The sequence below is a fragment of the Cupriavidus sp. SK-4 genome (assembly GCF_000611125.1).
GTDB lineage: Bacteria > Pseudomonadota > Gammaproteobacteria > Burkholderiales > Burkholderiaceae > Cupriavidus > Cupriavidus necator.
On record NZ_JFJW01000027.1, the window covers coordinates 1 to 15,506 of the forward strand.

General features: G+C 66.3%; 16 protein-coding genes. 8 read left to right on the forward strand and 8 right to left on the reverse strand.

Annotation, left to right across the window (positions count from 1 at the left end; all coding sequences use genetic code 11):
* From cpaB to CF68_RS38945, 5 genes are all read right to left on the reverse strand, one after another.
* Nucleotides 1-764 (reverse strand): Flp pilus assembly protein CpaB (gene cpaB / locus CF68_RS06015; protein WP_035816745.1); only part of this gene is annotated, 764 nt, incomplete at its 3' end.
* Between the two features lie 29 nt (nt 765-793).
* Nucleotides 794-1,270 (reverse strand): TadE/TadG family type IV pilus assembly protein, encoded by a 477-nt coding sequence (locus tag CF68_RS06020; RefSeq protein ID WP_035816747.1) that lies wholly within the window; start codon nt 1,268-1,270, stop codon nt 794-796.
* A gap of 72 nt (nt 1,271-1,342) precedes the next feature.
* On the reverse strand, nt 1,343-1,819 hold the full coding sequence (locus tag CF68_RS06025) for a prepilin peptidase (protein ID WP_035816749.1): 477 nt from the start codon (nt 1,817-1,819) through the stop codon (nt 1,343-1,345).
* A gap of 24 nt (nt 1,820-1,843) precedes the next feature.
* Complete coding sequence (locus tag CF68_RS06030) at nt 1,844-2,023, reverse strand: Flp family type IVb pilin (RefSeq protein ID WP_035816751.1); 180 nt, start codon at nt 2,021-2,023, stop codon at nt 1,844-1,846.
* Nucleotides 2,024-2,393: 370 nt separating this feature from the next.
* On the reverse strand, nt 2,394-3,659 hold the full coding sequence (locus CF68_RS38945) for a collagen-like triple helix repeat-containing protein (RefSeq protein ID WP_035816753.1): 1,266 nt from the start codon (nt 3,657-3,659) through the stop codon (nt 2,394-2,396).
* Between the two features lie 730 nt (nt 3,660-4,389).
* Between CF68_RS38945 and CF68_RS06040 the strand changes: the two genes are divergently transcribed.
* Nucleotides 4,390-5,895: a collagen-like triple helix repeat-containing protein gene (locus tag CF68_RS06040; RefSeq protein ID WP_035816755.1), complete on the forward strand. Its 1,506-nt coding sequence runs from the start codon at nt 4,390-4,392 to the stop codon at nt 5,893-5,895.
* Nucleotides 5,896-6,078: 183 nt separating this feature from the next.
* Nucleotides 6,079-7,746, forward strand: coding sequence for a ShlB/FhaC/HecB family hemolysin secretion/activation protein (locus CF68_RS06045; protein WP_035816757.1), 1,668 nt, complete (start codon nt 6,079-6,081; stop codon nt 7,744-7,746).
* Between the two features lie 135 nt (nt 7,747-7,881).
* On the opposite strand, the gene CF68_RS06050 is transcribed toward CF68_RS06045, so the two are convergent.
* Both CF68_RS06050 and hpaH read right to left on the reverse strand, forming a co-directional pair.
* Nucleotides 7,882-8,691: an HpcH/HpaI aldolase/citrate lyase family protein gene (locus CF68_RS06050; RefSeq protein ID WP_152548457.1), complete on the reverse strand. Its 810-nt coding sequence runs from the start codon at nt 8,689-8,691 to the stop codon at nt 7,882-7,884.
* Nucleotides 8,692-8,841: 150 nt separating this feature from the next.
* A complete protein-coding gene (hpaH, locus tag CF68_RS06055) occupies nt 8,842-9,648 on the reverse strand; it encodes a 2-oxo-hept-4-ene-1,7-dioate hydratase (protein WP_035816758.1) in 807 nt (268 codons plus the stop codon).
* Nucleotides 9,649-9,811: 163 nt separating this feature from the next.
* Between hpaH and CF68_RS06060 the strand changes: the two genes are divergently transcribed.
* The 4 genes from CF68_RS06060 to CF68_RS06075 all read left to right on the forward strand — a co-directional run bounded on the left by CF68_RS06060 (nt 9,812) and on the right by CF68_RS06075 (nt 13,286).
* The gene (locus tag CF68_RS06060; RefSeq protein ID WP_035816759.1) at nt 9,812-10,291 is read left to right on the forward strand and encodes a VOC family protein; all 480 of its coding nucleotides are present in this window, start codon (nt 9,812-9,814) and stop codon (nt 10,289-10,291) included.
* Nucleotides 10,292-10,341: 50 nt separating this feature from the next.
* Nucleotides 10,342-11,019: a flavin reductase family protein gene (locus CF68_RS06065; protein WP_369798851.1), complete on the forward strand. Its 678-nt coding sequence runs from the start codon at nt 10,342-10,344 to the stop codon at nt 11,017-11,019.
* Between the two features lie 120 nt (nt 11,020-11,139).
* Nucleotides 11,140-12,630 (forward strand): NAD-dependent succinate-semialdehyde dehydrogenase, encoded by a 1,491-nt coding sequence (locus CF68_RS06070; RefSeq protein WP_035816761.1) that lies wholly within the window; start codon nt 11,140-11,142, stop codon nt 12,628-12,630.
* Between the two features lie 119 nt (nt 12,631-12,749).
* Nucleotides 12,750-13,286 carry a MarR family winged helix-turn-helix transcriptional regulator gene (locus tag CF68_RS06075; protein ID WP_035816763.1) on the forward strand — a complete coding sequence of 179 codons (537 nt, stop codon included), beginning with the start codon at nt 12,750-12,752 and terminating at the stop codon, nt 13,284-13,286.
* A gap of 146 nt (nt 13,287-13,432) precedes the next feature.
* Here the strand turns inward: CF68_RS06075 and CF68_RS06080 are convergent, their stop codons facing one another.
* Nucleotides 13,433-13,639, reverse strand: a complete 207-nt coding sequence (locus CF68_RS06080) for a dodecin (protein ID WP_035816764.1) — start codon at nt 13,637-13,639, stop codon at nt 13,433-13,435.
* 235 nt (nt 13,640-13,874) lie between these two features.
* On the opposite strand from CF68_RS06080, the gene CF68_RS06085 reads away from it, so the two are divergent.
* Together CF68_RS06085 and CF68_RS06090 are read left to right on the forward strand one after the other, a co-directional pair.
* Nucleotides 13,875-14,591: a phospholipase D family protein gene (locus tag CF68_RS06085; RefSeq protein ID WP_235205681.1), complete on the forward strand. Its 717-nt coding sequence runs from the start codon at nt 13,875-13,877 to the stop codon at nt 14,589-14,591.
* 97 nt (nt 14,592-14,688) lie between these two features.
* Nucleotides 14,689-15,399, forward strand: a complete 711-nt coding sequence (locus CF68_RS06090) for a dienelactone hydrolase family protein (RefSeq protein WP_010809807.1) — start codon at nt 14,689-14,691, stop codon at nt 15,397-15,399.
* The last annotated feature ends 107 nt before the right edge of the window (nt 15,400-15,506 follow it).

Sequence of the window (15,506 nt, forward strand, 5' to 3'; positions counted from 1 at the left end):
GCGGCGCGCGGCGCGTCGGCGGGAACGCCGGCGCGCGCGGCCAGTGCGGGCGGGGGTTCGGCAAACATGCCGTCGCTGGGCATGGCTTCGTCCTGCGGATTGCGCAGCGCCAGCAGCAGGCGCCCGGACTGCTGCGCCATCGCCAGCCGGCTGACCTGCTCCAGCGGCACCGACAGCACCGCGGTCTTGGCGCCTTCCTGGCGCGCCATCATCTGTTCCGGCTTGGCGTTCTGCGGCCGGTTGACCGAGGCGACGCCGTAGGCCAGCACGCGCAGGCGCGACAGCAGCATGCGCGCCTGGCTTTCCGGGATTTCCTGCTGGTCGCGGCGCAGGACCAGGAAGACATCGACATAGTCGCCCGGCTGCACCTGGTTGCCGACTCCGATGACTTCATCGACAGACACGGCCACCGCGCGTTCGCCCTCCCGCACCTGCGTGGCCAGGCCGGCCAGCAACTGGCTCTCAAGCACCGGCACGTTGGCGCCTAGTGCCACCAGCGGCACCTGCCCCGTCACGCGCGCCACCTCGCTGTAGGCGCCGGTGGGATCGATCGGGAGCATCTCGACCTTGAGCGCCTCGGCGGCAAGCGGCTTGCCCGCTTCCACCGCTTGCGTGGTCACCACCACTGCGTGCAGCGGTTTGGCGGACGTCGATGCCGCAGGCGCCTGTGCCGGCTGGCGGCCCCCCTGCCACGCCAGCAGCGCAAGCAGCAGCGCCAGGCCAAGCAGCACCACCGCCAGGAGTCGGATCTGCTTGCTGGTCATGCGGATTTCCTTTGGATGGGCATGGCGGCTCAGATATCAGGAGAAAGCTGGACCATTGCCGAGCCCGACAGCGTTGCGGGCACCGGGACCATCGGCACGGCGGGAAGGATGTTGGTGGTGGGAAGGCTCAGCGTGACCTGCACGCAGACATCGGTGGAGCCGGATGCGCAGGGCACCGCCTGCGCAACGTTGCCGGTGGACAGCAGATTCCTGATGGAGGTGGGAAGCGTGCCCCGCGCCATCGCAGCCGCGGCATTGACGCGCGCGCCCTGCGTGGCCGCAAGGCCTGAGCCGGAAACGCCCGCTGGATAGCGCAGCGCAGCGCGCGCGCCTTCTTCGGCGGCCAGCGTCAGCACTTGCTGCAGCGCCAGCATCACGCCGTAGTAGACGATGCCGATCACGATGGCGAGCAGCACTGGCGCCACGATCGCAAACTCGATCGCAGCGCTGCCGGCGCCATGGCGGCGCCGGTTGATTCCCCTGTTGACCCTTGCGTGCAGCAACATCTGAAACCCCGGTCCTTTGGTGTTCATTCCCGCCGACCGGCGGCGCAGCCTGCTTGCCTCCAGCCTGTCCGGCTAGTGGCCCGCAGCCATCCAGGCCAGCACACCCACGGCCAGGTACGCGGCATACGGAATGCCGCGCGCCCGCGAAAAATGCGCCGATAGAATAGGTCCGCTTTCCTGGTGATCAATGGCTTGACTTGTAGCCGGCGCGCGACCGCCCAGTGCAAGCGCCAGCAGCGCATGCACCAGCCCGAGGAGGCTGCCGACGACCCATGCCACTACCAGTCCTTGCGGCCCGGTGAACAGTCCCGCCACCGCCAGGAACTTGACGTCGCCCGCCGCCATGCGCCCGAGGGCGTACACCGGCAGCGTGACGGCAAGGCCCAGCCCGGCGCCGATCAGGCGCGTGGTTAGCGGCAGTTCCGCGGCCTGTCCGGCGAGCAATGCCAGTCCGAGGGCCAGCACGGCAGCGGCCAGCAAGGCGTTGGGAACGCGCCGGTGGGCGAAGTCTGTGTAGAGGGTCGCCGCGCAGAGGAGCGCGGCAATCACGCCGGTCTTATGGTTTCGGCCTGTCTAGTCGACGAACCAGCCCGATACCTTGAGTGAAAGCCGATGGAAGCTGGCGTTAAGCTCTGTGCCGAGTTCGCCGGCGCCGACGGTGATAGCCAAAGCGACGAGCCCGACGATCAAGCCATACTCGATAGCTGTCGCCCCGCGCTCATCTTTAATGAAGCGTGCAATGAGTCGTTTCATGATTTCCACTCCCGAAGTGATCTGATGCCGCGATCACGCTTCCCCCGTTCGATTATCACGGTGCTCTGTGGCCCGCTCTTTTATCGACTTTTCACGCTTGCTGCGCTTTCTTTTTAAGACATGGAATGTCTCAACCATACCCCTCCTACGGGTGATGGCAATGACCCAAAGGGGTTAGGACACGCGTTTGAAACGACCCGGAGGGCCCGGGGCACCGGTTGTTAGGGAGCGGGCAGGCCGGCCAGGAACCGGCCTGCAGCCTGGCATTGCGGTCATTGCAGCCGCAATGCCAGGCAAAATAAAAAGATGCGCTGCGACGGGGTGATGAGCGACAGCGCACCGTGAAAACACCTAGCCGGTATGAGACATTTCAGCGCAACAGGCCACCCACCAGCGGCAGTTGCAACGTCTTGTGGTCACCGCTGCCACCCTGGCTGTCGTGTGCGCCCTGCTTCAGCCCGCCGACCAGCCCGGTCACCGGCGCCAGCAGCGCGGTCACGGGACCGAGCGCACCGCCCGCGGAGCCGCCCTCACCGCCGCCACCAAGCTTGGCCAGCGGCAGGTTGTTCAGCACGCCGCCGAGCAGGTTGCCGCCATGGCCGCCATCGCCACCGTGCCCTCCGCCCGCGCCTGCCAGCGGCAGGTTGTTCAGCAGGCCACCAAGCAGGTTGCCGCCGTGGCCGCCATCGCCGCCGTGCCCGCCGCCCGCCAGCGGCAGGTGGTTCAGCAGGCCACCAAGCGGGTTGCCGCCGCCGTGATCATGGCCGTTGAGGAGCCCGCCAGCTGCCGCGACCGTCTTGCCGGCCTCAGTCACGACGCCGCCCAGCGGCGAGACCACCGGTGCGTGGGTGTTGCTGAGCATGCTGCCGCCGGCAGCCACCGTATGGCCGACCTTGTGGAGCAGGCCGTGGACCGGCTCGCCCAGGTGCGTGACCGCACCCAGTGTCTGCGTGCCGTCGGTGACCTTGCTGGTCAGCGGCACGATGACCTTGCTGACCGAATTCGTGACCTGCGCGACCGGGCCTTCGGACAGCACGCTGTGCACCTTGCCGCTGCTATCGTGCACCGCGATGCCCACGTGCCTGACCAGGCCGCCCAGCGGGGTGGTCACCGGAGCCAGCGGTGCCAGCTTCTCGGTGCCCAGGCCGTACACCAGGTCGCCGCCGCTGATCAACGCCTCGCCCACGTCGTGGACCACATTGCTGGTGCTGGCCACCGTCACGCCAACCGGGTTGTGGACCGAGCCCATCTGCCCCAGCCCGTCGCGCACGCCCGCACCGAGCGAGCCAACCGCCCTGCCGGCATTGATCACCACCTCTCCGGCGCCTTCGCGCGCCTTGGTGGGCAGCAATGGCAGCGGCGCGTCCTTGATAGTCTTGCCGATCTCGCTGACGGCATTGCCCGTTGCCACCACGGTATTGCCCGTGCCTTCTGTCACCTTGGCGGTGGGCGTGGTCTCGCCCGATGCAGACGGCGCCGGGTTGACCGGCGTATCGATGTTGCCGCTGTTGGGCCGCGGATTGGCGCCGCTGCCGCCACCGCTCGACGAACAGCCTGCCATCAGCAAGGCCATGGCGGCCACGCCGGCCGCGGCCAGCGAGGTCATGGAATGCTGCGACGGATGCTTGGTTTTCATTGTCCTTCTCCTGTCTTGTTGGCCACGGTGCTGCCGGCCGTCTTGTCTTTTGTGCGCCGCATGGGATTGCCGACGAGCCTCCCCGGTGCCTCGCTTTGTTCCTCTGGCGGACCGCTCCGAACCGGAACGGCAAGACAGTGGAGCGCGAGATCGTCGGCGCGTCTGGACAACGAATGGCAAGGCGCGTGCCAGCAACGCCGGCGGTGCCGGCATGGAACCGGCCGCAGCGCTGCAGGCCTTGCCTGGCGCGGATTGCCGGTGATGCGGGGTAGCCACGGGCCGGGCTCAAACGCCGTTGCGGCACGGACCTGACGTGTTACGTGCTACGTAACGTGTTCCGGGAACACGGGAACGCGGAGGCGCGGATGACCGTGGCGGGAGGCTTTGGCAGCGTGCGGGCACGGTGCGCTTTCCTGGCTGGAGCGCCATTGGCGCAAGCCCGCCGTTCCGGCTGTTTTGTTCCCTGCAGACGACACACGTTACGTAACGCGTAACGCGCAACCGCCCTGACACCCCATCCCCGGCAGCGCCGCAAGCGGTTCCCACCACTCCCCTGGAAGCCGCGCCTGGCAAGGCGTTGCAGGCACCACACCCGACTTCGGCAGGGTCCCTTCCAGGATCCAGCGCAGCGCTGGCATACCCATTGCGCCATATCCGTCACCGCCGCACGCAGAAAACGAACGCGTTGCGCGGCCGAGCGATTTAAACGACGGGAATGAGGGAACAGAACATGCGCAAACAACAATTCGCCGTAACGGCACTCCTCGCAACCTTGCTGGCCCTGGGTGGCTGCGCCAGCGGCAGCGGATCGACCTCCATGGGCACCAGCGACACGGCGGGCACCGATGGCGGCACCAAGACTACGGGTACCGGTGGCACCGGCGGCACGGGTGGCACCGGCGGCGGCACTGACGTGGCCGGCGGCGGTACCGGTGGCACGGGCGGCGGAACAGGTGGTACCGGCGGCACCGGTGGAACGGGCGGCAACGGTGGCAACACTGGCGGCGGCGAAACGCCCACCGCACTGACCCCGACCGCCACCGTCATCAACAATGCCGGCACGGTGCTGGGCAATACGGGCAGCACCGTCACCGACCTCGGCAACCAGCTCGGCAGCGCCAACCTGCCGCTGGTGCCGACGCAGACGCAAAGTGGCCTGGGCGGCGTGGTGGCCTCCACCGGCGATGCCGTGGGCGCGCTGGCCACGGGCCTGCAAGCGGGCCTGGGCAGCATCCCCAATTCGACCAACCCGGTTGGCACCACGGTCGCCAGCACCGGCAATGTGGTCACCGAACTCGGCAAGGCAGTGTCCAGCGCCGGCACCGCTGTCAGCGGGCTGGGCACCGGCCAGCTCGCGCCGCTGGCGCCGCTGACTTCGCCGCTGGGCACGGTGGTGGACCAGCTGGGCGACACGGTCAGCAACGCCGGCGGCACGCTGGCCACGGTGCTGTCGACCGGCGCGGTCGAGCAGGTGACCACCACCACCAGCAAGCTGATCGTGCCGATCACCTCGCAGCTGACCGGCGCCACGCAGACGCTGGGCGCGGCCACGGGCCTGGGCGCCCCGACCACCAGCCTGCTGGCGGCTGTGGGCGGTGCGCTCGCGACGGCCGGCACCACGCTGCAACAGACCAACACGCCGGTGGTCTCGGGCGTCGGCGGCGTGGTGAACGCCACCGGCACGACCGTGGCATCGCTGGGCGGCGCAGTGAACGGGCCCGCCAGCGGCGGCGGCCTGGGCGCGCTGAGCCCGGTACTGGCACCGGTGACTGCGCTGGCCGGGGGGCTGACGGGCGGTGCAGGCGCTGGCGGCACGGGTTCGCCGCTGGCGCCTGTCACCAGCCTGGTCAGCTCCATCACCGGCGGCCTTGGCAGTGCCACCGGCGGCGGCACCGGTTCGCCGCTGGCACCGGTCACCAGCCTGGTCAGCACCGTCACCGGCGGCCTTGGCAGTGCCACCGGCGGCAGCACGGGTTCGCCGCTGGCACCGGTCACCACCGCGGTCAGCGGCGTGGTGAATGGCGTGGTGGGCGGCGTCACCGGCGCCGCGGCGGGCACCGGCACCACCAGCCCGCTGGCTCCCGTCACCAATGTTGTCGCCGCCGTGACCGGCGGCGCCACCTCCACCGCGGGCAGCACCACCAGCAAGGGTTCGACCACCGGCGCCACCGGCCCGATCGGCGGCCTGGTTGGCGGCCTGCTGGGCGGCCTGACCGGTGCGCTCGGCCAGAAGTAATCCTGCCTCAGCCGCTGCCCTGGCGATCGCCTGATCGCGGGCAGCGGAGCACACCAGATTCAACGTAGCGGCCACGCGCTGAGCCGGCAGCATCGGACAGCAGGCGCCCGGGGGTAGCGGCAATCCCCGCGCCAGTGGCACGCGACGTCAATAGCCGCAGTATTTCCTTACAGGGGTTTTGCCATGCGTGCACGTCATCGCGTTGCCGCGCTGCTGGTCGGCGTCGGCGCGTTCCATCACGGCCTGGTCCAGGCCGATCCGCGCAGCCCGGTCCAGGGCGACCCAACCCAGACGCTCCCGAAGATTGCTCCGGCCCGGCCGGACAGCAGCGTGACCGTGCAGGTCGAACGGCCGCAGGCGGCCATGCAGGACCTGCTCAATACACGCCTGACACCACGGGGCTTTCGCATCGAGGGCGCGAAGACGCTGCCGTTCGAGGAAGTGGCCGCGCAGTTCAAGCCGCTGGCCAACCGCGAGATCACGGTGGCGCAGCTGCTGGAAGCGGCCAACACGGTGACGCAGATGTACAAGGAGCGCGGCTATCCGCTCTCGTTTGCCTTTGTGCCGGCGCAGGATTTTGCCAACGGCGATGTGCTGATCACCGTGGTCGAAGGCTATGTGGCCAAGGTGACGGTCACTGGCAAGGCGGGCCCGGCAGAGGGCCGGCTGCGCGCCATTGCCGAGAAGCTGCAGCAGGACCGCCCGCTGCGCCAGGACCGTTTCGAACACTACGTCAATGCACTGGCCCTGCAGCCCGGGCTGCAGGTGGCAGCCACGGTGCAGCCGCCGACCACCACCGACGGCGCCTGCGAGATGGTGCTCGACGTCAAGCGCAAGCCGTTCACCTTCGGCACCGGCATCGAATACATGTCGCCGGGCCTGCGCGCCATTGCCACAGCGACTACCAACAGCCTGACACCGCTGGGCGAGCAGATCTCGGTCTCGGCGCTGTTCCCCAAGGGCCGCGACAACGAGGAGTACTACGCCGCCAGCTACGCGCAGCCGCTCGGCACCGAGGGCATGATCGCGCGGCTCAACGCCTCGCACTACCGCGGCGTGCCGCAGAACGCCACGCTGGAGGCGATCGGGTTCAACCCGCGCTACGTCAACGACACCAAGCGCATCGGCGGCTCGCTCAACTATCCGCTGCTGCTGTCCAACGCGCATACGCTCACGCTGACCGGCGGCTTCTATGGCGCCGACCAGTTCGAGCGCTACACCCACACCGCCACCGGCACGCGCGTGACGCTGGGCACCAACGTGCGCGTGGGCACCGCGGAGCTGACCTACGCGCAGCGCGGCGAAGGCGTGAGCCGCAACGCCACGCTCGGCCTGTACAAGGGTTTCGATGCGCTGGGTGCGAGCCGCCAGAACAACACCAATGACCTGAGCTTCTTCCGCACGCGGCTGCTGCTGTCGCAGTCGAAAGACCTGCCGGCGGGATTCGGCCTCACCGTGGCCGCAGCCGGCCAGTACAGCGGCGACCGCCTGGCCTCGGGCGAGCAGATCAGCTTCGGCGGCCGCTTCTTCGGGCTGGGCTATCCCGCCGGCGAAGTGGCGGGCGACAAGGGCTGGGGGGCCTCGGCGGAAATCAGCCGCCTGTTCCTGCCCGACATGGCCTATCTGCGCACGATCCAGCCCTATGTGTTGGCTGACGTGGCGCGCGTGTTCTCCAACAGCGTGTCGCTGTCGCACCGCAGCCTGTCATCGGTGGCCATCGGTGCGCGCTTCTCGGACCGGCGCTACTACACGCTGGACCTGTCGGTGGCACAACCGGTGGGTGACAAGCCGACCAATGCGAGCCATCGGTCGCCGCGGATCAACATGACTTATTCGTACCAGTTCGATTGAGCTGGTCGCGTTTGGGCTGACGACACCAGGTTTCCCTGCACCCGGCCGACGGCAGTCTCGCGTCGGCCGATTTTTTTATGCCAGCAAATATGCAGTGGAGTTGGCTGGAAAACTACTTGCCTACCCGGGACCTGGCTAGGAAGCGGTTCCTCCTGCATGACGGTGGGGCGCATGCGCCAGAACTGCATCCGTATAGCGGGTACGCAAGGATTGCGCACCTTGCGCGAGCAGTCCGACATCAGAGCCTACTGCGGCGAACGAGCAACCCCAGTCCAAATAGCGCTGAGCCTGGGCTTCGTCGGCACAAAAGATGCCGCAGCGGCCGCCGGCGCTGCGGACCCGCACAATCCCGTCATGGAGGGCTTGCTGCACATCATTGTGTCCTGCTCGCCCGATATGCCCCATGCTGGCGGCCAGATCCGCAGGACCGAAAAATACCCCATCGATTCCGGGCACGGCCAGGATCCCTTCCAGCTCGTCCAGCGCGGCCAACGATTCGATCTGGGCGATAACGCACAGCGATTCCGCAGCCTGGGACAGGTAGTCGACATCGGCACCATAGCGCGAGGCGCGGATCAGCGAGCTTGCCACGCCCCGCGTGCCCCGCGGCGGATAGCTTACGGTCCGAACCAGCGCCCGTGCTTGAGCGGCCGAATTCACCATGGGGATCAGCAAGGTTTGCACGCCCGCGTCAAGGTATTGCCGCAGCAGCGCCGGATCGTCGCTTGGCGGGCGCACCACAACGGCGGTGTCATGGGGAGATGCCGCTCGTAGCTGCGCCAGCACCGAGCGCAGATCGTTTGGGCCGTGCTCGGCATCGATCAGCAACCAGTCGAATCCCGCGGCGGCCATAATTTCCGTAGTGCAAGCCTGGGCCAGGGCGGCCCAGATTCCGATTTGCGTGACGCCGTCGCGCAGGCCCTGCTTGAAGTGATTGTTCAACATCGATATTCCGGAAGAGTGTCGCCGGCGCGTCTCTCGCAACCATCCAGCCCGAATGGGTAGTGGTGTTGGGAAATCCTGCCGGCGCGTACATCGGAGGTGGCGCGGGGTGCGATGACGCCAAGGCCGCACGCCACTGAAAATTGTGGAGGCCTAGGCCAAACGGAAGGAAAGGCTTCCCAGTCTGCCGAAATCGGCATGCACCACGTCACCCGCGGCAAGCAGCAAGGGACGCGTAAATGATCCCGATAGGACGATGTCCCCCGCGGACAATTTGCGCCCTTCCCTGGCCAGGCGGTTTGCCAGCCACGCCACCCCGTTGGCGGGGTGGTTCAGCACGCCCGCCGCAATGCCCGTCTCCTCGATAAGTCCATTGCGGCTAAGCAAGGCCCCGCACCAGCGGAGATCCACGGAGCCTGGTCGGATCGGATTGCCACCGAGCATCAGCGCCGCATTGGCGGCGTTATCGGCAATGGTGTCCAGGACCCGGCGCGTTCTGCCTGTGACAGGGTCGATGCGCTGGATGCGCGCGTCGATGAATTCGAGCGCCGGCATGACATAGGCGGTGGCGTCCAGCACCTGGCAGGCACCGATGCCGGGGCCGCACAGGTCGCGCTCGAGCACGAACGCCAGTTCCACCTCCACGCGCGGCTCGATGAACCGGCTTGCAGGAACCACGTTATCAGGCAGCAGCATGTCATCCAGAAGCACGCCGAAATCCGGTTCGTCGATTCCAACTGCCGCCTGCATCGCACGGGAGGTCAGGCCGACCTTGGCGCCAATCGACCGTCGGCCCGAGGCGTGCTTGAGCGCGGTCCAGGCACTCTGTATCGCGTAGCTGTCATCGACGGTCATGTCTGGATAGCTCGCTGAAAGCTGCGAGATCTGCTGGCGGCTCGCTTCGGCCATCTCGAGTTGTTCGGCGATATGTTGGATGGTGCTTTGATCAAAGGTGCGCATGAAATCTCCTTGAGCTGCGTCAACGCCAGTTGGCATCGATAACCGGAACTATCCTTCGCTTGACAGATAGTACGTGGACCGTATCATATATCGAAGGCGGCGCGAGATGCAAAGTCAGCCGTCGTTGCTGCCTGCCAATTCAATTTCGAAGAAGGAGCCAAACATGGCTATTGAGATTCTCGAGCTTCATCACCACGCGGTACGTATGCCCATCGACAAGGTCGAAGCCATGGGCGCTTTCTACGGCGGCGTACTCGGTCTGGACACGGATGACGGACGCTGGAACATTCCCGGCATTCCCGGCTATTTTCTTGACATGGGCAATGATTGCCAGATCCACCTGCTCGGAAGCGACAGTCCTTCGCCCTACGCGCAGGGACCTGGCAAGGATCCTGTCGACAACCACGTTGCACTGGCTGTGCGCGATATCCTCGCGACGGAGGCAGAGTTGCTGCGCATGAAGGTGGACTTCTGGAAACTCGACAACGTCGCGGCCCCGGAGTTGAAACAGCTGTTCCTGCGCGACCCTGTGGGCAATCTGATCGAGTTGCATCAGATTGGCCGCTGCCGCTGCAAGCGCAGTGACCGTGCATTCGCCGACGCGCGTGCCGCTGCCGGCGCCAAGCCGACGACGAAATCCTGAGTTTTCCGAGGCACCCCAATCTCCAGGGGTGAGTCCCAATGTACATAGACATGCAAGCACTCGACGGCGCGGCGCGGCAGAAGCTGCTGTCCGCTGTCATCGTGCCCAGGCCGATCGCCTGGATCTCCTCCATGGATGAGGCTGGGGCAATCAATGTCGCGCCGTTCTCATTCTTCAATCTGTTGTCGGGCAACCCGCCCATCTTCTGTGTCGGCATCGGATTCCGCGATGACGGGCCGAAAGACACAGCCAGGAATATTCGCGCGCGCGGTGAGTTCACCGTGAATCTGGTGTCGACGGCGCTGGCCCGTCGCATGAACGTCACGGCGGTCGATTTCCCGGCGCATGTGAATGAAGCTGCTGAGGCTGACCTGGTCCTGGTTCCCGGGACCAGGATTTCAACGCCGCGGATCGCCATGAGCCCGGCTTCATTTGAATGCAGCGTGCGCAACCTGCTCGACATCGACGGCGCGCGCACCATCGTGGTCGCCGACATCGTGGCGATGCACGTGGACGACGACGCAGTCCTGGACGCCGAGCGGCTCTATCTCGATACGCCTCGCATGGACTTGCTGAGTCGGCTTCACAACCCCGGCTGGTATTGCCGTCCTGGCCCGGCTTTCCAGATGCCTCAGTTAAGCCCGCAACAGTGGGACGAGATCAAACGTAGCGGAAAGGCGCAGGAGTATCTCCGCGGTGAACCGGCGACGGCGTCATGCACGAGATGACCCCGGAAGCTATTCGCCCTTGCATCGGCAGCCGCCACGAACGCGCAGCTTGGCCCGGTGCCAGCCATACCCACACCACACTCATCACGCCGGTGGTCAAGTCCACTCGCTACCAGGACCATGAATCTCACTAGCTCGTCCCTTTTAATGACTCGCGCCTATATCGATGGGCGCTGGAGCGCCGCCGGCGACGGCGCAACCTTTCCCGTGCGGGATCCGGCCAGCGGCCTGGAAATCGCGCAAGTGGCCGACTGCGGACCCGAGGAAGCGGAACAAGCGGTGACTGCAGCGGCCGCGGCACTGCCGGCATGGAAGGCCTTGCCGGCCGGGCACCGCGCAGCCATCCTGAAGCAGTGGCATGCGGCACTGCTGGCCAATCGAGGCGCACTCGCAGCGTTGATCTCGGCGGAGGAGGGCAAGCCGCTGGCCGAGAGCGATGCCGAGGTCATGTACGCGGCCGCTTATCTTGAATGGTTTGCCGAGGAAGCGCGGCGCGGCTACGGCGATTTCATCCCGGCACCCGTCGCGGACCGAAAACTTCTGGCCATCAAGGAGCCAGTGGGCGTGGTCGCCATTCTGACGCCGTGGAATTTTCCGCTCGCGATGGTGGCGCGCAAGATGGCGCCGGCCTTGGCCGCTGGCTGCACGGTCGTGGCCAAGCCCGCCTCCGATACGCCGCTGTCCGCGCTGGCACTGGCGCAGTTGGCTGAACAGGCCGGCGTGCCCCGAGGGGTGGTCAACGTGGTACCTACATCTCGTTCTGCGAAGGTGGTCAACGCCTGGTATGACAACCAGACCGTGCGCAAGGTGTCCTTCACCGGTTCCACGGAGGTAGGAAAGCAGGTGATGCGGCGCTGTGCGGACACCATGAAGCGGGTATCCCTCGAACTCGGTGGCAACGCGCCACTCATCATTTTCGATGATGCCGACATCGATGCCGCGGTACAAGGCGCCTTGCTTGCCAAGTTCCGGAACACGGGCCAGACCTGTGTTTGCGCAAACCGTATCCTGGTGCAGTCCTCGGTCTACGATGCCTTCGCGCGCAAGTTCACTGAGGCGGCAATGGGACTCAAGGTGGGACCCGCCAGTACCGGCGCGGTCGACCAGGGTCCACTGATCGATGCGCGCGCGGTGGACAAGGTGCAGGCGCATGTCGCCGATGCGCTTGCCAGGGGCGCCCACCTGATGCTGGGCGGAAAGCCCCATGAATTGGGCGGGAACTTCTTCGAGCCCACTGTGCTGACCGAAGCCAGCAGCGAGATGCTGGTGGCCAGGGAGGAAACCTTCGGCCCGCTTGCTGCGCTGTTTCGCTTCGAATCGGAGGATGAGGCCATTGCGCTGGCAAATGCCACGCCTTATGGCTTGGCCGCCTATTTCTATACCCGTGACATAAGGCGGGTGTGGCGGGTTGCGGGCGCCATCGAAGCGGGAATGATCGGCATCAACGAGACCTCGATCTCGACGGAAGTTGCGCCATTTGGTGGCATCAAGGAGTCGGGCCAGGGCCGGGAAGGCTCCCGTCACGGCCTTGATGACTATCTTGAGATCAAATACCTCTGCATGGGGGGCCTGGCCAGCCGCGCCGAATCCAGTGCTGGCGGGCATGCATAGCAGTTCCGCGCCGACGGCTCATTCCGTTGCGTGATGCTTCTGTGTGAAGTCTGATACGATCAACACACTATATGCCCCCCGTATCAGATTCCGCGGTACGCGGCCGCCAACCGGACCCTATGACGAGCGAGATCAACACTACCCATCGCGCCGAAGCCAAGCAAGCCATCGCGCCCCATTTGAAACTGCTTGCTGCCACCGCGGAGCGGGGCACCAGCCGAAAGAAGGCTGCGGCTGGCCTGATGTTGCTTTGGCTGAGCGACGACGTGATGGGCGTGGTCAACGCAAAGTTGCGCGAGCATGGCATCACCGAGAACAAGCTGGACGTGTTGATGCTGTTCTCGCTGGCCGAGCGCGGACTGCTGGATGTCGGGCCGCTCACGCCCTCGGTAATTGCGGACTATTTTGGCGTGACCCGTTCCTCAGCCACCGGCCTGCTGGATTGGCTGGAGGCACGCGCCCTGCTTGCACGCGAACATCGCAAGGACGATCGACGCAGCCTTGAGTTGGCACTGACCGATGAGGGCAGGGAGCTGCTGGATCAGGCCTTGCCAACCTTCTGGCGCGCTTGCGCTCATCTTACCCGCGAGTTGAGCGAAGAGGATTGCCTGGCGCTCGAGGCAATTCTGTCCAAGGTCTGGCGTGGCATCAAATGATGATGGATGCCAAGGGCAAGCACCCACGAATCCGTGAAGAGCCCTTTTGCCGGTACCCCCATCTGGAACACACGCGCGCACTAAGCCGCACAGGCCGAGCAGCCTGTGCCGGCAACAAATTCCGCCGCGCAAGCGCGGCGCCGCACTCAGGTCACGCGGAAACCGATCTTGAGCGTGACCTGGTAGTGCGCGATCTTGCCGTTGGTGATGTGGCCGCGCGTTTCCACCACTTCGAACCAGTCGATGTTCTTGATGGTTTCACCGGCCTTGTCAATGGCGCTCTGGATGGCCTGGTCGCAGCCATCGGGTGAAGATCCGACGATCTCGACCAGCTTGTAGGTATGGTTGCTCATATCCCTCTCCTTGGCGGGCGGCCCCGCGGGGGTTCCATCCATCATAGGCGCGGGTGCGGATAGTCCCAAGGGCAGCGGCGGCGCACCGATGCTGCACCGCATAGCCAGCAGCAGATCCTGTTACACAATCACGCTTTGCCAGTGGCGTATGCGGCTGCTACGCTGCGGACCCGCCCCCGACAGCATGCGGCGCGCGGCGCGCGCATGCCGTCATTCACCGACGCAAAGATCCGCCGTGACTTACAGATTCATTCGCCGGGCCGTGCTGGGCCTGGGCCTGGCCGCCGCCGTGTCGGCCTTCACCTCGTTCAGCCCCTTCGCGCTGCTGGCGCACGCCCGCTCGGCATCCACCTTCGACCAGGTGACCGACACCATCGCCAACAGCATCAGCGAGACCTTCAACGAGGCCGTCGCCAACCACTTTCCCACGCGCACCGGCAAGCCGGCCCAGCCGGCCCAGCCGCCGGATGCGAAGCCGGTGCCGGCCAAGCCCTTTGCCGATGGCAGCGGCTACACGCTGTGCTTCGTGCCCGATGGCGCGAGTTGCCAGGCGCTGCTGATCAATGCCATCCGCAGCACGCGCCATCGCCTGCTGATCCAGGCCTATTCGTTCACCAGCGCACCGATTGCCGAGGCCGTGGCGCAGGCGCACCGGCGCGGCGTGGACGTGCGCGTGATCCTGGACAAGAGCCAGCAGTCCGAGCGCTATACCAGCGCCACCTACCTCAAGCACGCCGGCGTGCCGGTGGTGATCGACAACAAGCCCGCGATTGCGCACAACAAGGTGATGGTGTTCGACGACCAGGCGGTCTTCACCGGATCGTTCAACTTCACCAAGTCGGCGCAGGAGCGCAACGCCGAGAACGGCATGCTGATCCGCGGCGACGCCGCCGTGGTCAGGGCCTACACCGACAACTGGAACAAGCGCTACCAGCAGTCGCGCGCGTACTGACGGCAGCAGCGTCGGGGCGGGCTGCGCTGCACGAAGCGGCGCACAGTGGCAAACTTGCAGGTTTCCTGTTCAGCCCCCTTCCGGAGAGCCTTTCCCCATGACAGCCATCCCCGACAGCCAGTGGATCCGCGTTGACACCGCCGCGGGCAGCTTCGATGCCTACCTGAGCCTGCCGCCGGCAGGCGTGCAGCCCGGCGCGCCGGGCATTGTGCTGCTGCAGGAGATCTTCGGCGTCAACGAGCATATCCGCGCCGTGGCGGACCAGTACGCCGCCGACGGCTATGCGGTGCTGGCGCCGGACGTGTTCTGGCGCCAGGCGCCACGCGTGCAACTGGGCTACGAAGGCGACGACATGGCGCGCGGCATGGCGCTGCGCAAGGCGGTGGATGTCACGGCCGCACTGGACGATATTGCCGCCACGGTGCAGGTGCTGCGCCAGCACACCGGCGCCGGCAAGGTGGCTGCGGTGGGCTATTGCTTCGGCGGCCTGCTGTCGTACCTGAGCGCGGCGCGCGGGCTGGTGGATGCGGCCGTGCCCTACTACGGCGGCGGCATCCAGAACCAGCTGCAAGAGGCGGCGAACATCCGTGTGCCGGTGCAGTTCCACTACGGCGCGCTCGACGCGCACATCCCGCCAGAGGCCGTGCAAGGCGTGCGCGACGCCATGGCCGGCAAACCCGGCAGCGAGATCTACGTCTACCAGGGCGCGGACCACGGCTTCAACTGCTGGGCGCGCGGCTCCTACCACCAGCCCAGCGCCGCACTGGCCCACGGGCGCGCGCTGGTGTTCCTGTCGGAAGCGCTGTAGCCCACCCCGACGCGCTGTAGTCCCACCCCGAGACGCTGCCGCCTTGCCATGGCCGGGCGGCAGCCTTTATCCTCGGCGCTTGGCTTCAAGACTTGCTGGACCCACCA